Genomic DNA, 20,513 nt, shown 5'->3' with positions numbered 1-20,513 from the left:
CGTGACCGGGGTATCTGTCGCCAATCCACGCGGCCTATAATCCGGGGATGACGATGGACGAAGGTATGATCCAGGCCAATCTGGTCGATCTTGAGGCGCGGCGCATCCATGCCGCGTCCATCCACTGGGCGGGCGGGCGTATCGTCGCCGTGGCCATACTCGGACCACCGGATGAGACGCTGGACTACGTCCTACCCGGGTTTGTGGATGCTCATGTACATGTCGAGAGCACTATGCTCACGCCCGCCGAGTTCGGCCGCGTTGCCAGTCGTCATGGCACTGTGGCGGCAGTGGCCGACCCCCATGAGATCGCCAATATTCTAGGCACCGAGGGCATCCATTACATGGCCTCGGATGCACGGTGGAGCCCCATCCAGATCCATTTCGGTGCCCCTGCCTGTGTACCCGCTACCGCGTATGAGACGGCTGGCGCAGAACTCAACGCGGCGCACATCAAGCGGCTGATCGGCGACGACACGACTGGGCATCTTGCAGAGGTCATGGACTTCTCCGGCGTGCTCAAGCGCGAGACCGGAGTCATGGACAAGATCGCGGTTGCCAGGCGCTTCGGTCGAACGGTTGATGGCCATGCACCGGGGCTTCGCAGCGACGCCGCGCAGTGCTATGCCGATGCGGGGATCGATAACGATCATGAGTGCGCGACCCGCGCAGAGGCTGAGGACAAGCTCGCGGCGGGGATGTGGATCAGCATTCGCGAGGGCTCTGCCGCCCGCAACTTCGAGGCGCTGCACGAACTGCTCGATACCCATCCCCAGCGGATCATGTTCTGTACCGACGACCTCCATCCCGATGATCTGGCAGCGGGGCATATCAATGTCATCGCCGCCCGTGCCATCGCCGCGGGCCACGACCGTTTCGATGTACTCCGCGCCGCCTGCAGCCATCCCGTGTCGCACTACAGCCTCCCGGTCGGCCAGCTGCGGATCGGCGATCGGATGGACGCGATTCGGGTCGACCACCCCGACCGGTTGAATGTCCTCGCGACCTGGATCGGCGGCGAAAGGGTGGCCGGGCATGGCGAGAGCCAACAGACCTATCGGCCGTCACCGACCATCAATCGCTTCAACGCGCGACCCGTGACGGCGTCGGCACTTGAAGCTGCGCTACCGGAAGGCGATCCCGACAATCCATCACTGAGACTGCGCGTGATCAACTGCCGGGACGGCGCGCTGGATACAACGGAGTCACGCCTGAAACCGACCTGGAAAGCCAACCGCCCGACGCCCGACCCGGCCAATGATGTCCTCATGCTGGCGGTCGTGAACCGCTATCGGGTCACGCCACCCGCCGTGGCGTTCATCCACGGTTTCGGTTTGCGCGATGGGGCGATCGCGGGCTCGATCGCCCATGACTCGCACAATGTCATTGCAGTCGGCAGCAGTGCGGAATGGGTGAGCGAGGCACTGAACCAGGTGATCGACATGCAGGGCGGTATCGCCGCCGTTGGGGCGGCCGGCAGCGATCAACTCGCATTACCGGTCGCTGGGTTGATGAGCAACGTCGACGGCGACACGATGGCGCATCGCCACGAGGCGCTGGTCTCACTGGCACATGCGCTCGGCACGCCGCTGTCAGCGCCTTTCATGACGCTGTCATTCATGGCACTGCTGGTCATTCCGGCACTCAAGCTCAGCGATCGCGGCCTTTTCGACGGTGAGCGATTCGAATTCGTGTCCCTGCTCACAGACTGAGCAGTGCGTATGACCCACACCACGATCTGCGGGACCGATCTGCATATCCTCAAGGGCGATGTGCCGACCTGCGAACCGGGCCGTGCACTCGGCCATGAGGGCGTGGGGATTGTCGAGTCGATCGGCGATGGGGTCTCAACCCTTCAGCCCGGTGACCGTGTGCTCATTTCCTGCATTACCTCCTGCGGACGTTGTGACTACTGCAAACAGGGCATGTACCCGCAATGCCGCGATGGGGGCTGGATTCTGGGCCATCGGATCGATGGGACGCAGGCAGAGGCGGTTCGCATTCCTCATGCCGACCGGGCATGAAATCGGTGCACTGAACGGTGAGGTCAACCTCGGTGACACCGTCGCCATCGTGGGGTCCGGACCCATCGGGCTTGCCGCACTGCTCACCGCCCGGTTCTACTCACCGGCGCGTCTGATCATGATCGATCCCGACGAAAACCGTCTTGCCACGGCCCGGTCCCTGGGTGCCACCGACACCATCAGTGGCAGTGCCGTCGAGCAGATCATGCAAATGACGGACGGAGAGGGCGTTGATGTGGCCATGGAGGCGGTCGGCATCCCCGAAACCTTCGACACCTGCCAGAGCATCGTCAAAGCCGGCGGTCACATCGCTAATATCGGGGTGCATGGCACCAGTGTGGAGTTCCACCTCGAGAATCTCTGGATCAAGAACGTCACGGTCCGGACCGGGCTGGTGAACACCAACACCATTACGGTGCTGATGCGCACCCTGCAGGCGGGAGGTGTCGATGCGAAAAGCCTCATCACTCACCACTTCCCGCTGAACGACATTGAAAAGGCCTATGACGTTTTCGGTGACGCCGCGAATGAAAAGGCCATTAAGATGATCCTGACCGCCCAATAGGTATTGCCGGCACGCTCAACCGTCCATGCGGACGAAAAATCCCGGGCCGGTGTGCTGAAAGGCACCGCCGGCCTGGCGGATTGTGATCGAGTCGTTCAACACACCGTCGTAGAGCAGATGGCTCTCACCCTCCACTGTGGCAGCCGGTGCCAGAAGCCGCGATGAGCGTCCGGTGATCTCCATGGCGGTCGGATGGAATTCGGCCAGATCCAGGGCGAAGTTAATCGATGCCAGTGTCTCCTGGAGGGCGTCGAAACGCTCCCCGGTCTCCAGCGTGACCCGATGGAACCCCCCGAAAGCAGTTGATTCGGTAAACGACACGAACAAGGCGTCGTTCGCGGTCCGCGTGGTCCGCACAGGGACCTCGCCATCAACGCTCACGCGTAGCCCACCGTCGACGTTCTCGCGCTCGAAATCCGTGATCCGGACGTATTCCTTGAGTGCACTCCACACGTCATCCACCTGGGCACTCTGCCGGGTGTTCAGTGGCCGCGGATGGGTGAAGACCACTGTGAAAGGGGCGACGACCTCGTTGCCGGCCGCCGCCGAGCGTAGCTGGGTAAGGTCGATGCGAACCTCGAGCTCATCGGCCTTGCAGCCGACGAGGACCATCGCCATCGCCGCCAGCGCGGTGATCCGCCGTGCGCGCTTGAAAAGATTCCCGAGCAATGTCTGTCTCCAATCGCTTATTGCTATACTACCATCGACAGCGCCGACTCGATTTCCACTCGCAGACAAGGCACAGGAAGTCTTCCGTGAACCAGACCACACCTCCCGTCCTGCTCTCCACCGAGGAGCGGCAGGCCGTTCTCGAACATACGACCGGCTGCTTCGCACTGCCCCCGCACAGCCCGCATGGGCCGGATCACTGGCATCGGGTCCGTCATAACGGTCTGCTGCTCGCCGAGACCACTGGCGCCAATCCGCGCGTCATCGAGCTGTTCGCGTTCTTCCACGACAGTTGTCGCGAGACCGATGGCTGGGACATTGAGCACGGGCCGCGGGGTGCCGATCTGGCGTTGGCGGCGTTCACAAAGGGCCGGCTGCCGGCCAGTCAGGCGGAGCTCGATCTGCTGGTGGTTGCGTGCCAGGGGCATACAGTCGAGCGCAGCCATGCCGATCCAACGATCGCGACCTGCTGGGATGCCGACCGGCTGGATCTGCCGCGGGTCGGAATCACCGTCAATCCCGATTATCTATGTACGACGGCCGCGCGCGATCCGCAGGTGATTGCAGCGGCGGAGGCACGGGCCAAAAGCCGGGAACCCCGGTTTCCGGAGTGATCAGCGACCTGGGGGCTGTCATGCAATCACTGATGCAAAACCGGAGTGTATGGCTGGGACTGGTGCTCGGCGCCCTGGGTGGTGTCCGTATATGGACGATGGCGGCAACGGGCGTCGCGGCCCTGCCTCATATTCTGGCGGCGCTGACGGTGCTTATCCCGTTAACGGTGTTCGGGGTGATGACCCGTAGCGCCTGGCCCGGCGCCGTTGGCCTGCTGATCGTCGTTGTCATAGAACTGTCTCTCTCCTGAAGTCGGGTATGCGGCGTCGGTCGTCATACGCCTGACAGGCCGCTGGCTCGCCGTGCTCCAAACCGATCATTCTGTAGACTGGCGTCATGGGTTTGTCGTAAGGCAGACCAATACCGAGCGATTGCTTGAGTGACAGGAGACCATGATGCACGAGAAGCCTTACAGCGCAGCGGTTCAGACCGCGCACGACTACTACGATAGTGAGGACGCCGACAATTTCTATGCGCTCGTGTGGGGCGGTGAGGATATCCATGTCGGTCTGTACGACTATCCGCAGGAGGCGATTGATACCGCAAGCCGCCGCAGCAATCAGGTCATGGCCGAGCAAACCCCCGGGCTTGATGCCAGCACCCGGGTGATCGATCTGGGGTCGGGCTATGGCGGTGCGCTGCGCTACCTCGCTCGCCATTACGGGTGCTCGGGCGTCGGCCTGAACCTCAGCGCGCGGGAAAATGCGCGTGCGCGGCGCAAGAATGTCGAACAGGGCCTCGACGAGCGCATCGAGATTGTCGGTGGCAATTTCGAAGAGGTGCCCTACGCCGATGACAGTTTTGATGTCGTGCGCTCGCAGGAGGCGTTTCTGCATAGTGGTGACCGGCGCCGCGTGATGGAGGAGGCGGTGCGTGTGCTGCGCCCGGGCGGAATCCTCATCTTCACCGACCCGATGCAGGCCGATGACCGCAGTAATGAAGGGCTGCAGCCCATCCTTGATCGCCTGCACCTTGAATCCCTCGGTTCACCGGCTTTCTATCGCGACACGCTCGAAGCCCTCGGCCTTGAAGAACTCGGCTTTGATCAGCGAGGCGACATGATCGCCGCGCATTACGGCCGGGTGCTTGAAGTGTTGATTGAGGAAGAGCAGCAGATCGCCCGGGCCGTGAGCACGGCGTACATCGAGCGTATGAAGCGCGGCCTGCAGCATTGGGTGGATGGTGGCCGTCGCGGCGACCTGACCTGGGGGATTTTCGTTTTTCGTAAGCCGTGAGGCTGCGCGGTTAATACAGCGTCCAGTTTTTAGCGCGGCATGTGAACTGCTCCGACACCAAATGCCGCGCCTCGAGGGTTCACTAGGGGTGGAGGTCGCCGATCTCCGCTAATCAAGGAGTGACCCTTATGAAAACTCAACAACGCCTTCGGCTGATTTCTACATCACTTTTTCTGGCCCTTGGTGGCGCTGACGCTGTCGCTGAGACTCCAAATTTCAATTACTCATCTTTGTCTCTGGCTGCCAACGTGGTCAGTTATGACGATGACGATGACGTCGTCGTCAGGCGCGGTGGTGGGACTGGAGAAGTGGTCCGCTTCTCCGGAGTCGCTGGCGCATCGGTGGGCGGTATCCTGCAATTCAGCGATAACCTCATTGTGAGCGTGGCGGGAAGTGCTCTGTCGGACGAGGGCTATGGCGTCGAAATCGAAGAGTCGTCAGGGTCCCTGGGGCTTGGTTATGTAACGCCCATCGGTACGCGGACGGACTTGTTGTTTGCGCTCGAGTTTGTCGATGCAGAAGTCCAAATCTGTAATCTGACTCGTTGTTCGACCGTCGAAGATTCGGGGTATGGGGCAACGGCTGGAATGCGGCGGTGGGTGTCCGAAAGTATCGAGATTAATGCCAATGTCTCATACGCGGATCTCGGTGACCTTGGCGACACGACATCGGTCGGAGCCGGTGGGGCCTACTGGTTAGATGGCCATTCGTCGATCACCACGTCACTCAGTCGCAGTTCTGACGCGACGGGATGGTCGCTCGGCTATCGCTACGCTTTCTAAGCGGCAGCGATCGCCTGACTGGGGAGCAGGGCGCTCCCCAGTGCTGATGAGTGGGAATGCGCCCTACAGCTGTCCGATATACTCCATTTTGGAGCGCATGGATGTGGGAACGTCCTTGACCAGCGCCACCTTCATGGTCCGCTTACCCGAATTGTCGAGGCTGACGTTGTCGCCGAGCGAGGTATCAATCGAGTCAGGGCTCAGGTTGTACATCGCGCCTGTCAGCGGGTCGACGACCAGCCATCCGATCAAGCCACCAAAGACCAGATTACCGGCGACATACCAGCCATTGGGCCGGGATTCGATACGAACCTCTCGGGATTCGAACCCCGCCTTGCTGACATCGACTATGTAGGTTTTGCCCCCAAAGTAGCTGCCATCAGACTTGGCCAGCTGTACCGTGATCGGTGTTCTGCCGGAGTGAATTTCCTCGCTTGTCTCGTCGGTAATGGTGATTTGCGCCTCGTCGGGGGAGCTGTTGATGGTGACGGCCTGCTCGCGCTCGCCGACGATAGATGCGCAGCCGGTGATACCAATCGCAAGAACGATGGTCATGAATGGGAGAACTCGCATTGCCTTTTCCTTGGTTCGCATATGGAACGCCGAGGGTGCGGGCGACCACCGACCACTAGTGTCGGAGCAATCCAGCGATGTCAGATCAGGCGACTGCCATTGGGGGCGGGCGCATCCGGGGCGCATAGGACGATGGCCCCGTCTTCTCCGTGAAAGCCGGTGACCAGGCATCCGGACATGAACGGGCCGATTTGTTTGGGCGGGAAATTGACCATTGCGATCACCTGTCGTCCGATCAGGTTGTCAGGGTCGTAGAGGTCGGTGATCTGGGCGCTGGACTTGCGCATGCCGAACCCCGGACCAAAGTCGATGCGCAGACGCCACGCCGGGCGGCGCGCCTCGGGAAATGCCTCGACGTCCACGACAGTGCCGACACACAGCTCGACCCGGGTGAAGTCCTCGGACTCGACGGTTTCCATGGCGGGGTCCCGAAGTGTAGTGCTTTCATTGAATACCCCAATATCAGGGCTTTCATGTCATCACTGATCAACAATCGCAACGTCTGGCCGGCTCTTCTGCTGGGGGGCTGGGGGCCGTTCGGGCCCGGGTAATGGCCGCGACCGGGGTTGCTGGTCGTGGTGGTCATCGAGCTGTCACTATCTTGAAGCGCTGTGTCTATGGCGCCGCCATTCACTAGCCTGACGGAACCATCCCTTGTCCCAGTACGAACGCCTCAGTGCCGAGGCATTGACCCTTCGCAAGCAACGAACTCTGGTGCTGGCTGTGGTGACGCTGCCCGTCGTGGTCGTCGCGTATGGTCTGGCGGAACGCGCCATGCAGGGGCGCCTCTATGGCGCTCTGGCAATCACGGTCACCCCTGTGATCGCTCACGGGGCCTTGCTGCTGGTGTCTCGGCGGTATCAGGCGGCATGGCATCGCGCATCGGTCGTCCGTGCCGAAGTCCAAAGACTTGAGGAGGCCCTCACCGCGCGCTTCGATGCCTTTCGTGGCCGGCGTAAAGGTGAAGCGTTTAAAAAGGCGTACGGGCTTGCCGGGCGGGATGTCTCGAGTCTGGAGGAGGCCCTGGCCGTGGGGATGTATCGAGAGGGCCGCGAGGTGTTTGTCACCGCGTTCGTGCGCTCAGGCGTTGTTGTCCGGGCGACGGCGTCGATCGGCTCCTTGTATCGATGCCGGCCGGCTGATGATCCAGCCAAGTGGCGCGACCACATCGATCGACTTGGCTGCGACGAGGTTCGTCAGTACCACAATCATCCCGTCCACGACGGCGGGACGGCGCCCTCGGCCGGCGATGTGCGAAGCAGCCGGCAGCTCAGGAAGTTGCTCGGGCCCCACGCGCCTACGCTGCGCTCGTTCATTATCTTCTGGAATCGTCCGGGCGAGTGGCGAGTCATTGAGTATGACCATCGAGGCGGTCACTGGAACCACTTAGAGTTTGATATCGCGTGTGCGGATTCTGGTCTGGTGATGTCAGATGACAACTGGAATCGCCGCCGCCGTATGGCGGGCAGCGATTCAGGTGCTCCGAACCCAGGGCCGGAAGGGCAGGCCGGTATCAGCCGGCCTTAGTGGCCTTCTTGGCGGCCTCGACGGTTTCCGAGGCGGTCTCCGAGGCACTCTGGGCGCTGGACTCGACCAGCTTGCGGGCCTCGTTGGCGAAGTCCTGATTCAGGGCGACAACCTTCTCACCGTCCGCCTTGACGCGCTCGCCCAGGTCCTTGGCGACCGCCTGCTGCTTCTCGGCGTACTGCTGAAGCGCGTTGGTGTCCTTGATCGCCAGCGCGGCGCGGGCCTGCTGCATGCCAAGCTCCGTATAGGTGCGCGTCGCCTCCATCTGGGCGTCAATCAGCTTCTGCGTATAGTCCATGGCCAGCTTGGCGTAGTTGCGGGTAGGGGCCATGAAAAGGTTCTCGGCCTGCTCGGTGTACTTGGCAAACATATCGTTGATCATGATGTTTTCCTCATCGGTCGTTTAGGGTATCCAACGGCTTTCCCGTTTTGTTGCAATGCAATATAGCAACTCGTATGACGCGGCGCAACATTTCTAATGATTGACGCTGTCAATCAATGATGGGCTGGTGGAACGACCGACCGAACCTTCCCGGCGCGGATCAGCAGCGCCCCGGATCACGCCATCGGGCAGACGCTCGATGCCATGGAGTCCGCTGGTCATGGATTCGATCTCGACCTCATGGCCCAGTCCTTCAAGACCGGGGGCCAGCGCTTGTGCATCGGTATCCGCCTCCACCTGCGTTCGGCTATTACGGTTGACCCGGTTCCCGGCCTCGATCGCCGCTTCAACGCCCTTGCCCCGCATCAGCACATCGGCCACGCGCTGTGCCACATAGCCAATGATGCGCGTCCCGCCCGGTGAGCCGATGATCAGCCGGGGTTGGTCGTCACTGTCGAGTGCGATAACGGGCGACATGGAGGACAGAGGCCGCTTGCCGGGCTGAACCCGGTTGGGATGCGGGCGTCCATCGGCCGCCTCGGGATCGAAACGGAAATCCGTCAGTTGATTGTTCAACATAAACCCGCCCACCATGAGTCGCGAACCGAAGGGCATCTCGATCGAGCTGGTCATCGAGACGGCGTTGCCCGCGGCGTCGAGTACGCTGAAGTGGCTGGTTGAGTGATTGATGAGTTTTGCATCACTCATGGCGGTGTCCGGATCGTTCAGGCCCGGGGTCGCCTTGCCCATGGACTGCGTCGGCGAGATCAACCCGGCGCGCCCGGTCAGATAGTCCTCACTCAACAGGGTATCCACGGGGACGTCGACGAAGTCGGTGTCACCGAGATACTCGTTGCGATCCGCAAAGCCGAGGCGTGACGCCTCGAGCAGTCGATGTGTCCAGGTCAGCTCGCTCGTCTCTTCGGTGTCAGCGTTCGCGATCTCCAGCAGGCGGAGGATCTGCAAAACGGTCATGCCGCCGCTGCTGGGTAACGGCATGCCGCAGATCGAATGGCCGGCGATGAATCGGCAGATGGGGGTCCGCTCAACCGCCCGGTAGTCCGCCATGTCTTCACGCGTGAGCTTGCCCCCGTGCGCCTGCACCCTAGTCACGATCGAATTCGCGATGGGGCCCTCGTAGAAGGCATCGGCCCCCTGGTTGGCGACCTCGGTGAGGGTATCCGCGAGGGCCGGGTTGGTCAGTGTCATACCGGCGCTGATGGGCTCGGCATCGGGGAAAAAATACCCGGCCATTGGCTCGAACGCCTCCAGTGGCAGGTCGATGCGCAGCATCTCGGCCAGGCGCGGTGTCACCTCAAAACCCCCTTCGGCAAGGCGGATGGCCGGCTGAAAGAGTGTTTTCCATGGCCGTTCGCCATGTTCCTCGTGGGCGAGCTCGAGCATGCGCAGGGTGCCGGGTACGCCAACCGCCTGCCCGCCCGGGACGGCGTCCAGAAAGTCCATCGGTGCGCCGGCCTCGGTGAGGAAGTGGTCGGCCTCGATCGCGGCGGGAGCCGTCTCGCGCCCGTCATAGGCCTGCATGTCGGTTGTTGCGCCGTCGTAGTGCAGCATAAAGGCGCCGCCGCCAATGCCGCTTGACTGCGGTTCAACCAGCGTCAGCACGGCCTGTATGGCAATCGCCGCATCAATAGCGGTGCCGCCGGCATCAAGTATGTCGACACCCGCCTGGGTTGCCAGCGGATGGGCCGCGACAACCATGCCCGACTGTGGTGGGTCATCGGCCTCTGCCGTCCCGAAGACAAGCAGCAGGCTGGCGCAGAGCAGACGGGGGCGTAAGCGGATCAAAGGCTTTGTGGACATGCGGACCACCACTGATTGGGGAGGGCTATTCGTGTGACTTAAGGGCAAAAACCGCGGTAATGCGGGCCTGTTCAACCATGGTATCCGGTTCAATGGAAGGCTCGCGTGTCGCCTCGCCTGTGCCGTTGGCGGCGAGTGTGGTGGAGCGCATCGGGCGGGGTGAGGGTGCCTCGACCTCGTGCAGGCAGAGCACCTCGCCGATCGACTGGCCGCTTGCCTCGGCCATCGCCTCTGCACGGGTGCGGGCGTCCCTGACCGCCGCGGCGAGGGCCGGGTAGGCGTCTGCGCCCGCCTCGGTTTGTGCGGTGTAGTTCTCGAGCGAGAGGGAATCGGCTTCGGCATCGGTCAGTGTCTGCATCCACGCGCCTGCCTGATCCACCGGCACGTCGGTGAGCCGGAGCGTGCGCGTTGCAGCAAAGCCGGCGAGGGTTCTGTCGCCGTCGTCATGGCGCCACCGCGGGCGGATTGCGGCGTTGGCGGCTAAAAGACGCATGGGCTTTTCCGTGCGGGCGCGCAGGCGATCGAGCAGCGGTCCAAAGCGTGTCTCGAGAGCATTGCTGGCCGCGGCGCTTGTCTCTTCCCGCGCCATAAAGCGGGCATGGATATCGACGTGGGTGGCCGGGCGTTCGATCCGTGCGTCGCCATGCACCGTTAGTGTTGTGGCGTCATCGACGCACTGCGTGGCGGGCTGGGCATGCACGGCGCCGATAAGGCTGAGTACGGCCATGAATGTGAGCGCAAACCGGGACAGGCGGGTGATGGGATGCATTGGATGGGTGCCTTTTCGTAGTCCTGATAGCCCTTATCCTCCTGCGGTGGGGTCAGAGGCGCAAGCAGGACGGGGCAACCGGCATGGTCTCTGAGGCGGACTCTTTACTGCCGATCGACCGAGTGACCGGGAATGCTAGTCTTGGCTCCGGTATTGAGATTCTGAACTCACCTGGAATGACTCGATGGGGTGGTGTCGATGCCCGCAGATAAGACCGGCCGGAACGATCCATGCCCGTGCGGCAGTGGCCGTAAGTACAAGCGATGCTGCCTGCATAGTGCCGACGCGCAGCGTGCGGAAGACCTGCACCAGTCGGTGACCGAGGAGCTTCATGAGGCCATTGGCGAGCAGGCCTTCGCTTCGATGGAAGAGGCACAGGCATTCATCAAGTCATTCCAGGTCGAACGCAATCAGCGTCCCGTCGATGACTTCCGCGGCCTGTCCCCTGAGCGGATGCACCGGCTCTTGCATGCGCCGCTGGACTCACCGGAGGTGATGCAGGTCAGTACCCTGCTTGAGAGCGAGCCCGATGCGCCCCTGGCGCAGCTGTTCGGCCTGCTCGCCGAGGCCATTGGCGGGAACGGGCTGAAACCCACCGCCAAGGGCAACTTCCCGCGCAATCCCTGCCGCGAGATTATGCAGGCCTGGCTTGGCGAGGGCGGTTACGACGATTACACACGCTTTGGGGCCATTAATCGCGAGGATGACGCGCCTGAGCTGCACGTCACCCGCGTTGTCGCCGAACTGGCCGGATTCCTGCGCAAGTATCGCGGCCGGTTCATCCTCTCCCGCCCGGCGCGCGACATGCTGGCCGCCACCGGTCAGCGGGCGCTCTATCCCCAGCTTTTCCGCACCTACGCCAGCGAGTTCAACTGGGGGTATCGGGATCGCTATCCGGAAGCGCCCATCGTCCAGCAGGGCTGGGGGTTTACCGCCTATCTGCTCTCCATCGATGGTCACCAGCCGCAACCTGCCACATTCTACGCCGATGCCTTTCACCGGGCGTTCCCGGCGATCGACCACGAACTCGAAGACGACCTCCTGTACCGCTCGCCGGAGGAGCTCCTGCGTAGCCTCTACACCACACGCGCGCGCGAGCGCTTCGCGGATTTCACCGGCATCGCCACGGTCCGGGATGATGCCGATGACATCCTAACCCGACCGCAGACAACGACTGTCCAGGCGGCGCCGTTGCTGCACAGGCTCATCAGCTTCCCTTCAGGCCAGCCGCCGTTGCGTTGACTTGATGCTGCCTGCGACACGGTCTGACGGCTCGCCCCGGTATTGTGATCTCTGCAAGTAGCCACCGGTTTTAATGCCGGGTCCGGCCAGGGAGGGCCACCAACACGTATCACTGGAGCATGCGGAGCAGGCCCTCGAGTCGGTGCATGCCTTGCCGCAGGCTCTGCTGCAGCTGGTTGCCGGAGCTTTCCGCGACGTTGAGCGACCCGGCGTTGAGCAGGCTGCGATCGGCCGTCATTTCATCGAGTGAAAGCTGCTGGTCGGCGTCATAATCAAAGCTGCGCAGGATCATGTCAGCGAGTATCGGTGCCAGGCCGATGGAAGCGGCTTGACCGCCGAGTATCTGATCGCTGTCGGCATCCCCGTCTGCAGTGCCGAGATAGGTCGCGATGCGGATCAGTCGGGAGAGATCGGCTTCATTCAGCCCTCCAGTGTCTGCCACATCGCCAACCGCCATGAGCTCATCGGCACACACGGCGGGTGAGTCTGCGCACGCAGCCTGCACAGCGGGCATTGCGAGCAGCAGCGAGGCGGCTTCTCCATGCAGCAGGCTGGTTGAGGCGGGTAGGGCGCGGCATTGCTCACCTGCGATCTGCTCCTCGGGCGGGTTACCCGGCTCCTGACCGATCCCCTGGAAGTAGAGAACGCCATCGGCTACGCGGTATTCGCCTTCGGCCTGATCCAGCCAACTGTCTTGCAATTCACTGAAAGAGACTGCTCTGCCTGTACCCGCATCCGTCAGCGTCAGGGCATGCGTGCGGTTGACGACGGTGACGTATTCACCCCCGTTCTGGCGCGAACAGTCCTTGGCCCAAATCCCAACGACGTCGCTGATCTCGCCACTGAACGCGTCGAGTGCCTGGCTAGTGGGCCAACTGTCAGGCGTCTGCGCCAGTACACCGCCGGAGAATGCCAGTGTAAGCGTAAGCGTCAGCGCCCCAGATGCCTTACCAGGCAACAGTGGGTGTTTGAGGATCCGAATAGACATCCTTGATCTCCTTTTCATTTAGACCAGACGGGCCTTACGGCGGGAAGGGCGCGACAACGCGGACTGAGCCCTCGTCATCCGGCTGTACGATCAGCCCCTCGCCCGATTGCACGCCCTGGCCCGTGATTGCCCGAATGTTCACTTGATGGGTGACGAGCACTGCGGGTGGGCCATTGGCGAGTCCGGCGAGCAGATCCCGTAATGCCGCGACGATCGCATCGCGCCGCTCGCGGTTCTGGAAAAAGCTGTTGAGCCCCAAACGGGGCTCGGCCTCGGTCAGATCCATCTCGGCGGCAGTGTCCCGGCAACGGCACCATGCGCTGGTATACACCGCGGCCTCACCCAGGCCCTCGGCACGCAGACGCTCGCCAATCGACCTCGCTTGTGCCCGACCTTCCTCGGAGAGATTGCGCTGGGTGGTGCAGTCGTCCACATCAAACCCGGCCGGGTCGCCAAAGCCCGGGGCAATGGCATGGCGAAGCATCAGGACATGTCCACCATCGCGCAGGGCGGCGAACGGCTCGTCCTGGGCAAGCGCGTTGGCAGTGGCTAGAATCAGGCCAAGGGCGATCACGAACCGCTTCATCAACTTTCCCGGTTTGCTCACTGATCATCCGACTCGTCTTGTATCCTAAGCGATATGTGGATTCAGCGGGACATTGAACTCGCCCGGCCGCGGGGCTTTCACCTCGTGACTGAGGCGGTGTGCGAGGCGATGCCCGAGATCGCTGAGCTCCGCGTCGGTCTATTGCACGTGTTCATGCGGCACACCTCGGCATCGCTGACGATCAACGAGAACGCCGACCCGTCCGTGCGCGCTGATTTTGAAACAGGCATGAACCGCTTGGTCCCCGAGGGCCCGGCCGGGTATACCCATACCATCGAGGGCCCGGATGACATGCCCGCCCACATCAAGGCGAGCCTGATGGGCGCGAGCGTGCAGATCCCGATCACCGATGGGCGGCTTAACCTCGGCACCTGGCAGGGCATCTACTTTTGCGAGCACCGCGACCGGGGCGGGCTGCGGACGCTGGTGATGACGTTGCAGGGTGAGGGTGAGTGAACCCAACGATCATGAAGCGGCGATCAATCAGCCGTCTGGCAGTCGGATTGCTCGGGGTGTTTTTGATCACGGCCTGTTCGCTCGGAATGGAGAACCGCATGGCGCACGCAGAGATGGGTCCGGAGGGCCAGTTCGTCACGCTGCCGCAGGGGCAGGTCCACGCCATTGTGAAAGGCGAGGGCCAGGATCTGGTGATGATCCATGGCGCGAATAGCAACGCGCGGGATTTCAGCTTTGATCTGATTGACCGGATGGCTGATGACTTCCGGGTGATCGCCTTCGACCGGCCGGGATTCGGGTATTCGGACAGCCTCGGCGAGCCGCTCAGCCCGATGAAGCAGGCCGAGCTCCTACGCCGCGCCGCGCAGCAGCTCGAGGTCGATCAGCCCATCGTGCTCGGCCATTCCTATGGCGGCGCCGTGGCGCTGGCCTGGGCGTTACGCGCCGGTGATGACGTGGCGGGTCTGACGCTTCTTGCGCCGGCCTCTCACCCGTGGCCGGGCGAGCTCGGGTTCTGGTACCAGCTCTCCGCCTCGGCGCTTGGGCAGCACGTAGTCCTGCCGATGATCTCGCACGTGGTTCCACGGGGCCTGGTGGAGGGATCGCTTGAGCGCGTGTTCCAGCCCAACGAGGTGCCCGACGGGTATCTCGATCACCTCGGGTTCGGTCTCACGCTCAGGACCAGTCAAATGCAGATCAATGCGCTTCAGATCGACCAGCTCGAGGGTTATCTCGAGGCAATGGTCCCGGAGTATCCCAACCTGAGCATTCCCATTGAGGTGGTGCATGGACGGGCTGATCGAACCGTCGGCCTTCAATACCACGCCGAGCGCCTCGAGGCGGAGGTCGACAGTGTCAACCTCACCCGCGTCGAGGGGATGGGGCATATGCCCCACCACGCCGATCCGGAACGGGTCGCCGACGCCATCCGCCGCACGGCCGAGCGCGCCGGGGTTCGGTAATAAATTGTAAAGGGGACATCGAGACGTCAGAACGTTTGGATGCTAGATTAACGCCTATCGTTAGGTAGGAGGTGGGTCATGACGGACTCTGCGCGGCGCTCAACCATTTATTTCGATCCACAGCTGCACGATGCCCTGCGCGTCAAGGCAGCTCATACCCGTCGAACCGTCTCCGAAATTGTTAACGAGGCCGTACGATCTTCTCTAGCGGAAGACCAGGAGGACCTCGCCGCTTTTAAGGACCGAGTCGCCGAACCGACCATGTCCTACGAAGCCCTTCTGGATGACTTGCGGACCCATGGGAAGATATAAGCTGCAGTTCAAGCGTTCAGTCGCGAAGGATCTGCGCCGAATTCCCAAGCCCGACGTCGCAAGAATCCTTGAGCGCATTAGTGCGCTAAGCAATGAACCCCGACCGCCAGGGAGTGAGAAGCTCACCGGTGAGCATCGGTATCGGATCCGGCAGGGTGTATATCGGATCCTTTATGAAGTTGCTGATGGTGCGTTGATTGTGACAGTGGTCAAAGTCGGTCATCGGAGGCGGGTCTACCGACGCTGATGGGTTAACGCGCTCAGCGCCATTCCCGAATACCACTCTCGGGTGGTTGTCGGCCAGGCCCAAGACCGGTCATCCGTGGCGGTGGAGACAAGCTGACTGGGGTGTGATTACGCCAGCCGGCTGCCGTTGGGGACGGCGCCATCAGGGGCGCACAGCACAACGGCCCCATCCGCCCGGTGAAAGCCGGTGACCAGACATTCCGACAGGAATGGTCCAATCTGCTTGGGCGGGAAGTTGATGACGGCCACCACCTGACGGCCAAGCAGGCTCTGCCGATCGTAGAGGTCAGTGATCTGCGCGCTGGACTTGCGCTCGCCGATCTCCGGGCCGAAATCAATAAGCAATCGCCAGGCGGGCTGCCGGGCTTCGGGGAATGCCTCCACCTCGATCACCGTGCCGACGCGCAGCTCAACGCGGGCGAAGTCCTCAAACTCGATGGTGTCCATGACGTCTGAATATACGCCCTATCATGAGTGATCTGTGAAACGCATTTTTGTCTACGGGCTGTTGCGACCGGGTTTTGAGGGCGCCGGGTTGCTGGGTGATGCTCGGCCGCTGGGCGCGGCGACAACATCGGGTCTGCTCTACGACCTTGGCGGCTATCCGGGCCTGGTACCCGGCGCTGGCGTTGTCCACGGCGAGATCTGCGCGGTGGACGACACCCGTCTACCCGCGCTCGACGCCTTCGAGGATTACAACCCCGCCGATCCCGCCGGCTCGCTCTATATTCGTACAGCGATGACCGCCTGGCTTGTGGCCAGTGGTGAGGCGATCCCAGTCCAGGCCTATCGCTATAACCGCCCAGTGCCGGAACATGCGTGGATACCGGACGGAGACTATGCGCGGTATGCCGCTGGACGGGGCTAGCATCACCTGCGACACAATATGACGTCTCATGCCATTAGAGTCCTCTCCGCAGGGAACGCGATCGGGCTGTGACGCCGGATTTGGCCAGGGAAGGCCACCTTCTTCTGTTCAATACGGAGTAGCAGCGCCGGAGGTCGTCGTGAGTGAAACCCACCGAAAGGGCAAAAGTAATCCGTTGCATGCGATTCTTGCTTCGGACCGGATGACACGCCTCGGATACTCGTTAGACGAGATCAACGCCTATTTGCGTGAGACCCCATTCGAGGAACTGGTGCAGGCGAATCTCGACGCGATGGAAGCGAATTTCGCCGCGGAAGGTGCGGCTGCCCTCGAAGATCTGAGGGAGCGGCGGGAACTCGCCGAGGCTACGATACGTTCAGCGGCTGGCCCAGCGTTCACGCGGCGGTCCGGGGAGGATTGAGGGAATGGAGTATGGTGCTGATCGGGCCGCCTGCTTCAGGTGGGGCAGTCTGGCACTCAGGTAACACATGGAGTAGAACGCGGTAGATCCAGAATCCAAACGCGTGACAGACCCATGGCTCAATAGATCTTGGAAATCTGACTTCGGCGGCGAGGATGCCGCTGCATACATGGAGTACCAGGCACCTCTTCAGGCGTCGAGATGATGTTTTTGTCTGCATAGCAGGCTAATTGAGGTCTTTCGGTTAGGGAATTTGAGGCTAATGATGATAAAGGACGAGGACCCCAGCTGGTACGGGCTATATGAGCGGTTATCCAGTCCCGCGTTACGCGAAGAGCTTGAGCGAGTTGGTTTGGCGGATCTCGCGAAATGGCGCGAAAAACTGGATCAAGAAGAAATCTCAGCGGCGGTCTACGCGCACCTGGGTCGTGTATTTGCGGCCGCTTTGCTCGAATTGCGCGAGCGCGACCGCCCGGCGTGGGAAGCCTCTATCGCCGATCTCAAAGATGCGCTGAATCAGGTTGGCCATCCTTTGGCCAGCTTAGTTGACGAATTGCCTGATCTGCCAATCCGGGAACTGACCGAAATCATTCGACCGGAGGAAAAGACGCTCAAGTCGCGTGCCGCAATCCGGCCCGACATGCCGCTGGCGTCATCCGGATTATTGACCGGTTCCAGGCATTCGCCAAGCCTGATTGGGCAGATTGATAAAGAACTGGCCAGCGCTGACCGGGTCGACTGGCTCGTATCCTTTATTAAGTTCAGTGGACTGCGCGCGCTGAAGTCTAGCCTACAGCGGTTTACTGAGCAGGAAAGTATGGACGGCGGTCCCCGGCTGCGAATCGCGACGACCTCCTACCTGGGCGCGACGGACCTCAAGGCCATCCAACTTCTGCTGGAGTTGCCGAATACGGAGGTGCGGGTGTCATTCGACACCCACCGAACTCGGCTACATGCCAAAGCCTACCTTTTCCACCGCAATACTGGTTTCGGTACAGCGTATGTCGGGTCGGCCAATGTTTCACGGGTGGCGTTGGACGAAGGGCTGGAGTGGACAGCGAGAATCAGTCAGCACGAATTGAGCCATGTCTGGCGTCAAGTCGTGGCCGGCTTTGAGACGCACTGGTCCGACGAGAGCGAATTTGAACCGATTGGCTTAGAGGATTTGCCTAGGCTAGAAGAGGCACTTGCATCTGAACGCCGCACTAAACCGAGCGATCGCAGTCGAAACTGGCACTTTCTCGACCTTCGGCCACACGCGTTTCAGCAAGAAATCCTGGATGCTATCTCGAAGGAGCGTGAGGCGGGTCTGCATAAACACTTGGTCATTGCAGCAACCGGTACTGGAAAAACCATGGTTGCGGCTTTTGATTATCGACGATTTTCACAGTCACCAGGTACAGGCAGTCGGCCCAGCCTGCTATTCATTGCCCACCGCGAAGAAATTCTTAATCAGGCCATGAGCACTTTTCGACATGTGCTTCGGGATGAATCCTTCGGTGACTTGTTGGTCGGCGGCCGCACACCCACCCAGACGCGGCACCTGTTTTGTTCCGTGCAGAGCTGGAATGCCCGTGAGCTATCGCAATTGTCAACAGATCATTTCGACTATGTGGTTCTTGACGAAGCCCACCACGCGGCCGCCACGTCCTATTACCGACTTCTTGCTCACGTCCGACCACAGGTCCTTCTCGGACTAACCGCAACGCCAGAGCGCGCAGATGGCCAAGATATCCGCAGCGATTTCGGTGATCGGTTTACTCATGAAATGCGCCTGGCGGATGCCGTCGAGGCTCGCCACTTGGTGCCATTCCACTACTTCGGTGTTGGTGATCACCCTGACGTCGACTTCAGCGGTCTGACATGGCCGCGTGGCGGTTACCGCACCGAAGACCTCGACCGAATTGTTGGCACAAATGAACGCAGAGCGCGCTGGGTTCTCCGCCAGCTAGACGACCATGTGGCCGATCTAGCCCGCATCCGTGCCTTGGGCTTCTGTGTCAGTCAGGCGCATGCCCGATTCATGGCCGACTACTTTAATGCCAAGGGCGTTGCGGCCGAAGTGCTGACGGCAGACTCACCGGATATGTTGCGCGGAACGGTCCGTCGCCGACTGATCAACCGGGAAATCCAGATCATCTTTACGGTTGATCTCTTTAATGAGGGGGTCGACATTCCGGAGGTGGATACTGTTTTGTTCTTACGGCCTACTGAAAGCCTTACCGTCTACCTGCAGCAGCTCGGTCGGGGCCTTCGGTTGCACGATGAGAAGGCTAATTTGACGGTGCTGGATTTCATTGCCCCACAGAACCGCCAATTTCGCTTTGCCGACCGCTTTCGTGCCCTTAGCAGCCGGAGGGATCAACGCGTAGACCGCCAACTTGAAGCTGGTTTCCCATGGCTACCTTCCGGTTGCTTAGTCCGTCTTGATGAGCATGCTTCGAAGGTGGTGCTGGCTAATATTCGTGACACGCTGACGCAACGGCGTCCTCAGATCACAAGGCAATTAGCTGAGCTACGTCAGGAGAGGGATGAGAATGTTTCGCTGGTCCAGATGCTCGATTGGCTGCACCTGGATGATCCCGACTTAGTTCTGAAACACGGGCTGCCATCCAGCCTGATTGCAGAGGGCTCTGGGAAGAAACAGTCCGGGCTAGACGAGTATGAGAAGGGATTGACTCTGGGGTTGCGGCAGCTCCTGGTTTCCGATGATCGTGACATGTTGGTTGCGTTGCAGAACGCGTTGAAATCTGAGCAGCCGATTGCTGATTCAGATAAAGAGACCGTCCTGCTTTCCCTCGCCCTGGTTTGGGGTGATCAGCGACCCGAGGGTGGTTGGCGGCAAGCGCTACAGTTTATGCGAGCACAGCCTGGTCTTAGGCGCGACCTGCTAGACATCCTCCAATGGCGTCTTGATCAATTGCTTCCGGTGCATCACCTCCGTTTCCCGGCGCTGACTGGCCAGCTTGCACTGCATGCCTGTTATTCGAGAGAGCAAATCATGCTTGCTCTGGGAAAAGGCGACTTTGCCTCTCCGTTTACTCACCGCGAAGGCGTGCTGCATGTTCCGGAGCGAAATGTCGATGCTCTCTTTGTCACGATCAATAAGTCCGACAAGGATTTTTCCGCTACCACACTGTATGAAGACTACGCGCTGAACCAGGAACTGTTTCACTGGCAAAGCCAGTCAACGACTACACCCGAGTCACCGACCGGACAGCGTTACATCAACCACGCTCAGGTTGGCTATCAGCCGGTGTTGTTCGTGCGCTCTGGGAAAAAATTGGATAACGGGCTTACTGAGCCTTTTCGGTACCTCGGGCCGATCAACTATGTACGCCACGAAGGCACTCGGCCTATGAGTATTGTTTGGCGACTGCAGCAGCCCCTCGGTGCTCGCGAGCTTCGGGCATACCGGCAAGAGGCGATTTAGGCTCTACATCAGTGAT

The 20,513-nt window shown here is 61.1% G+C and carries 25 protein-coding genes; 16 read left to right on the top strand and 9 right to left on the bottom strand.

Going from position 1 to position 20,513, the window contains the following annotated elements; translation table 11 throughout:
• The first annotated feature begins 53 nt into the window (after nt 1–53).
• Genes ade through SPICUR_RS09910 form a run of 3 tightly spaced genes read left to right on the top strand, consistent with a single transcriptional unit; the run spans nt 54 to nt 2,589 of the window.
• Complete coding sequence (gene ade / locus SPICUR_RS05595; protein ID WP_041382311.1) at nt 54–1,712, top strand: adenine deaminase; 1,659 nt, start codon at nt 54–56, stop codon at nt 1,710–1,712.
• Between the two features lie 9 nt (nt 1,713–1,721).
• The gene (locus tag SPICUR_RS10125) at nt 1,722–2,024 is read left to right on the top strand and encodes an alcohol dehydrogenase catalytic domain-containing protein (RefSeq protein ID WP_041381742.1); all 303 of its coding nucleotides are present in this window, start codon (nt 1,722–1,724) and stop codon (nt 2,022–2,024) included.
• Nucleotides 2,008–2,589 carry a zinc-binding dehydrogenase gene (locus SPICUR_RS09910; RefSeq protein WP_041381740.1) on the top strand — a complete coding sequence of 194 codons (582 nt, stop codon included), beginning with the start codon at nt 2,008–2,010 and terminating at the stop codon, nt 2,587–2,589. The genes SPICUR_RS10125 and SPICUR_RS09910 overlap by 17 nt, the downstream gene beginning before the upstream one ends.
• Nucleotides 2,590–2,604: 15 nt before the next feature.
• On the opposite strand, the gene SPICUR_RS05580 is transcribed toward SPICUR_RS09910, so the two are convergent.
• Nucleotides 2,605–3,258, bottom strand: a complete 654-nt coding sequence (locus SPICUR_RS05580) for a hypothetical protein (RefSeq protein ID WP_023366932.1) — start codon at nt 3,256–3,258, stop codon at nt 2,605–2,607.
• Nucleotides 3,259–3,344: 86 nt separating this feature from the next.
• On the opposite strand from SPICUR_RS05580, the gene SPICUR_RS05575 reads away from it, so the two are divergent.
• The 4 genes from SPICUR_RS05575 (at nt 3,345) to SPICUR_RS05560 (ending at nt 5,890) form a co-directional block, all read left to right on the top strand.
• The gene (locus SPICUR_RS05575; RefSeq protein ID WP_023366930.1) at nt 3,345–3,872 is read left to right on the top strand and encodes an HD domain-containing protein; all 528 of its coding nucleotides are present in this window, start codon (nt 3,345–3,347) and stop codon (nt 3,870–3,872) included.
• A gap of 32 nt (nt 3,873–3,904) precedes the next feature.
• Complete coding sequence (locus tag SPICUR_RS05570; RefSeq protein ID WP_023366929.1) at nt 3,905–4,123, top strand: hypothetical protein; 219 nt, start codon at nt 3,905–3,907, stop codon at nt 4,121–4,123.
• Nucleotides 4,124–4,265: 142 nt separating this feature from the next.
• Nucleotides 4,266–5,108 carry a methyltransferase domain-containing protein gene (locus tag SPICUR_RS05565; RefSeq protein WP_023366927.1) on the top strand — a complete coding sequence of 281 codons (843 nt, stop codon included), beginning with the start codon at nt 4,266–4,268 and terminating at the stop codon, nt 5,106–5,108.
• 128 nt (nt 5,109–5,236) lie between these two features.
• Entirely contained in the window at nt 5,237–5,890 is a 654-nt protein-coding gene (locus SPICUR_RS05560; protein ID WP_148291323.1) for a hypothetical protein, read from the top strand.
• 63 nt (nt 5,891–5,953) lie between these two features.
• On the opposite strand, the gene SPICUR_RS05555 is transcribed toward SPICUR_RS05560, so the two are convergent.
• Together SPICUR_RS05555 and SPICUR_RS05550 are read right to left on the bottom strand one after the other, a co-directional pair.
• Nucleotides 5,954–6,445: a hypothetical protein gene (locus SPICUR_RS05555; protein ID WP_023366923.1), complete on the bottom strand. Its 492-nt coding sequence runs from the start codon at nt 6,443–6,445 to the stop codon at nt 5,954–5,956.
• Nucleotides 6,446–6,543: 98 nt separating this feature from the next.
• A complete protein-coding gene (locus SPICUR_RS05550) occupies nt 6,544–6,882 on the bottom strand; it encodes a tRNA-binding protein (RefSeq protein WP_023366920.1) in 339 nt (112 codons plus the stop codon).
• 235 nt (nt 6,883–7,117) lie between these two features.
• Between SPICUR_RS05550 and SPICUR_RS05545 the strand changes: the two genes are divergently transcribed.
• A complete protein-coding gene (locus tag SPICUR_RS05545; protein WP_023366918.1) occupies nt 7,118–7,990 on the top strand; it encodes a hypothetical protein in 873 nt (290 codons plus the stop codon).
• Here the strand turns inward: SPICUR_RS05545 and SPICUR_RS05540 are convergent.
• From SPICUR_RS05540 to SPICUR_RS05530, 3 genes are all read right to left on the bottom strand, one after another.
• Complete coding sequence (locus tag SPICUR_RS05540) at nt 7,977–8,372, bottom strand: phasin family protein (RefSeq protein WP_023366916.1); 396 nt, start codon at nt 8,370–8,372, stop codon at nt 7,977–7,979. The genes SPICUR_RS05545 and SPICUR_RS05540 overlap by 14 nt on opposite strands.
• A gap of 93 nt (nt 8,373–8,465) precedes the next feature.
• A complete protein-coding gene (ggt, locus tag SPICUR_RS05535; RefSeq protein WP_051373244.1) occupies nt 8,466–10,193 on the bottom strand; it encodes a gamma-glutamyltransferase in 1,728 nt (575 codons plus the stop codon).
• Between the two features lie 25 nt (nt 10,194–10,218).
• Nucleotides 10,219–10,962: an SIMPL domain-containing protein gene (locus SPICUR_RS05530; protein ID WP_023366912.1), complete on the bottom strand. Its 744-nt coding sequence runs from the start codon at nt 10,960–10,962 to the stop codon at nt 10,219–10,221.
• Nucleotides 10,963–11,160: 198 nt separating this feature from the next.
• Here SPICUR_RS05530 and SPICUR_RS10120 point away from each other — a divergent pair, with 198 nt between their 5' ends.
• On the top strand, nt 11,161–12,204 hold the full coding sequence (locus SPICUR_RS10120; protein ID WP_023366910.1) for a YecA family protein: 1,044 nt from the start codon (nt 11,161–11,163) through the stop codon (nt 12,202–12,204).
• A 109-nt stretch (nt 12,205–12,313) separates the two neighbouring features.
• Here the strand turns inward: SPICUR_RS10120 and SPICUR_RS05520 are convergent, their stop codons facing one another.
• Both SPICUR_RS05520 and SPICUR_RS05515 read right to left on the bottom strand, forming a co-directional pair.
• Entirely contained in the window at nt 12,314–13,192 is an 879-nt protein-coding gene (locus SPICUR_RS05520; RefSeq protein WP_023366908.1) for a hypothetical protein, read from the bottom strand.
• A 34-nt stretch (nt 13,193–13,226) separates the two neighbouring features.
• The gene (locus SPICUR_RS05515) at nt 13,227–13,778 is read right to left on the bottom strand and encodes a histidine phosphatase family protein (protein ID WP_023366906.1); all 552 of its coding nucleotides are present in this window, start codon (nt 13,776–13,778) and stop codon (nt 13,227–13,229) included.
• A 54-nt stretch (nt 13,779–13,832) separates the two neighbouring features.
• Here SPICUR_RS05515 and SPICUR_RS05510 point away from each other — a divergent pair, with 54 nt between their 5' ends.
• The 4 genes from SPICUR_RS05510 (at nt 13,833) to SPICUR_RS09740 (ending at nt 15,776) form a co-directional block, all read left to right on the top strand.
• Nucleotides 13,833–14,255, top strand: a complete 423-nt coding sequence (locus tag SPICUR_RS05510; RefSeq protein ID WP_023366904.1) for a secondary thiamine-phosphate synthase enzyme YjbQ — start codon at nt 13,833–13,835, stop codon at nt 14,253–14,255.
• 98 nt (nt 14,256–14,353) lie between these two features.
• Complete coding sequence (locus SPICUR_RS05505; RefSeq protein WP_041382301.1) at nt 14,354–15,217, top strand: alpha/beta fold hydrolase; 864 nt, start codon at nt 14,354–14,356, stop codon at nt 15,215–15,217.
• 78 nt (nt 15,218–15,295) lie between these two features.
• Nucleotides 15,296–15,529 carry a glucose-6-phosphate isomerase gene (locus tag SPICUR_RS05500; RefSeq protein WP_023366900.1) on the top strand — a complete coding sequence of 78 codons (234 nt, stop codon included), beginning with the start codon at nt 15,296–15,298 and terminating at the stop codon, nt 15,527–15,529.
• Entirely contained in the window at nt 15,516–15,776 is a 261-nt protein-coding gene (locus SPICUR_RS09740; RefSeq protein WP_076742139.1) for a type II toxin-antitoxin system RelE family toxin, read from the top strand. Before SPICUR_RS05500 ends, SPICUR_RS09740 begins: the two co-directional genes overlap by 14 nt.
• Before the next feature lie 107 nt (nt 15,777–15,883).
• Here the strand turns inward: SPICUR_RS09740 and SPICUR_RS05495 are convergent, their stop codons facing one another.
• On the bottom strand, nt 15,884–16,222 hold the full coding sequence (locus tag SPICUR_RS05495; RefSeq protein WP_023366896.1) for a tRNA-binding protein: 339 nt from the start codon (nt 16,220–16,222) through the stop codon (nt 15,884–15,886).
• 34 nt (nt 16,223–16,256) lie between these two features.
• Here SPICUR_RS05495 and SPICUR_RS05490 point away from each other — a divergent pair, with 34 nt between their 5' ends.
• The 3 genes from SPICUR_RS05490 to SPICUR_RS05480 all read left to right on the top strand — a co-directional run bounded on the left by SPICUR_RS05490 (nt 16,257) and on the right by SPICUR_RS05480 (nt 20,497).
• On the top strand, nt 16,257–16,643 hold the full coding sequence (locus SPICUR_RS05490; protein WP_023366894.1) for a gamma-glutamylcyclotransferase family protein: 387 nt from the start codon (nt 16,257–16,259) through the stop codon (nt 16,641–16,643).
• Nucleotides 16,644–16,782: 139 nt separating this feature from the next.
• Nucleotides 16,783–17,064 carry a hypothetical protein gene (locus tag SPICUR_RS05485; protein ID WP_148291321.1) on the top strand — a complete coding sequence of 94 codons (282 nt, stop codon included), beginning with the start codon at nt 16,783–16,785 and terminating at the stop codon, nt 17,062–17,064.
• A gap of 265 nt (nt 17,065–17,329) precedes the next feature.
• A complete protein-coding gene (locus SPICUR_RS05480; RefSeq protein ID WP_051373298.1) occupies nt 17,330–20,497 on the top strand; it encodes a DUF3427 domain-containing protein in 3,168 nt (1,055 codons plus the stop codon).
• Nucleotides 20,498–20,513 lie beyond the last annotated feature (16 nt).

Origin of the sequence: Spiribacter curvatus (assembly GCF_000485905.1) — a bacterium.
Classification (GTDB): Bacteria; Pseudomonadota; Gammaproteobacteria; order Nitrococcales; family Nitrococcaceae; genus Spiribacter; species Spiribacter curvatus.
This window is presented reverse-complemented; position numbering and strand designations above follow the sequence as displayed.

What these genes read in the sequence shown, in the direction of transcription:
- SPICUR_RS05540 (WP_023366916.1), bottom strand. Translation starts at nt 8,372, where the DNA reads ATGATCAACGATATGTTTGCCAAGTACACCGAGCAGGCCGAGAACCTT.
- SPICUR_RS05530 (WP_023366912.1), bottom strand. Translation starts at nt 10,962, where the DNA reads ATGCATCCCATCACCCGCCTGTCCCGGTTTGCGCTCACATTCATGGCC.
- SPICUR_RS05510 (WP_023366904.1), top strand. Translation starts at nt 13,833, where the DNA reads ATGTGGATTCAGCGGGACATTGAACTCGCCCGGCCGCGGGGCTTTCAC.
- SPICUR_RS10125 (WP_041381742.1), top strand. Translation starts at nt 1,722, where the DNA reads ATGACCCACACCACGATCTGCGGGACCGATCTGCATATCCTCAAGGGC.
- SPICUR_RS05505 (WP_041382301.1), top strand. Translation starts at nt 14,354, where the DNA reads ATGGCGCACGCAGAGATGGGTCCGGAGGGCCAGTTCGTCACGCTGCCG.
- SPICUR_RS05495 (WP_023366896.1), bottom strand. Translation starts at nt 16,222, where the DNA reads ATGGACACCATCGAGTTTGAGGACTTCGCCCGCGTTGAGCTGCGCGTC.
- SPICUR_RS05570 (WP_023366929.1), top strand. Translation starts at nt 3,905, where the DNA reads ATGCAAAACCGGAGTGTATGGCTGGGACTGGTGCTCGGCGCCCTGGGT.
- SPICUR_RS05480 (WP_051373298.1), top strand. Translation starts at nt 17,330, where the DNA reads ATGATAAAGGACGAGGACCCCAGCTGGTACGGGCTATATGAGCGGTTA.
- SPICUR_RS05550 (WP_023366920.1), bottom strand. Translation starts at nt 6,882, where the DNA reads ATGGAAACCGTCGAGTCCGAGGACTTCACCCGGGTCGAGCTGTGTGTC.
- SPICUR_RS09910 (WP_041381740.1), top strand. Translation starts at nt 2,008, where the DNA reads ATGCCGACCGGGCATGAAATCGGTGCACTGAACGGTGAGGTCAACCTC.
- SPICUR_RS05565 (WP_023366927.1), top strand. Translation starts at nt 4,266, where the DNA reads ATGATGCACGAGAAGCCTTACAGCGCAGCGGTTCAGACCGCGCACGAC.
- SPICUR_RS05515 (WP_023366906.1), bottom strand. Translation starts at nt 13,778, where the DNA reads ATGAAGCGGTTCGTGATCGCCCTTGGCCTGATTCTAGCCACTGCCAAC.
- SPICUR_RS05555 (WP_023366923.1), bottom strand. Translation starts at nt 6,445, where the DNA reads ATGACCATCGTTCTTGCGATTGGTATCACCGGCTGCGCATCTATCGTC.
- ggt (WP_051373244.1), bottom strand. Translation starts at nt 10,193, where the DNA reads ATGTCCACAAAGCCTTTGATCCGCTTACGCCCCCGTCTGCTCTGCGCC.
- SPICUR_RS05500 (WP_023366900.1), top strand. Translation starts at nt 15,296, where the DNA reads ATGACGGACTCTGCGCGGCGCTCAACCATTTATTTCGATCCACAGCTG.
- SPICUR_RS10120 (WP_023366910.1), top strand. Translation starts at nt 11,161, where the DNA reads ATGCCCGCAGATAAGACCGGCCGGAACGATCCATGCCCGTGCGGCAGT.
- SPICUR_RS05520 (WP_023366908.1), bottom strand. Translation starts at nt 13,192, where the DNA reads ATGTCTATTCGGATCCTCAAACACCCACTGTTGCCTGGTAAGGCATCT.
- SPICUR_RS05560 (WP_148291323.1), top strand. Translation starts at nt 5,237, where the DNA reads ATGAAAACTCAACAACGCCTTCGGCTGATTTCTACATCACTTTTTCTG.
- SPICUR_RS09740 (WP_076742139.1), top strand. Translation starts at nt 15,516, where the DNA reads ATGGGAAGATATAAGCTGCAGTTCAAGCGTTCAGTCGCGAAGGATCTG.
- ade (WP_041382311.1), top strand. Translation starts at nt 54, where the DNA reads ATGGACGAAGGTATGATCCAGGCCAATCTGGTCGATCTTGAGGCGCGG.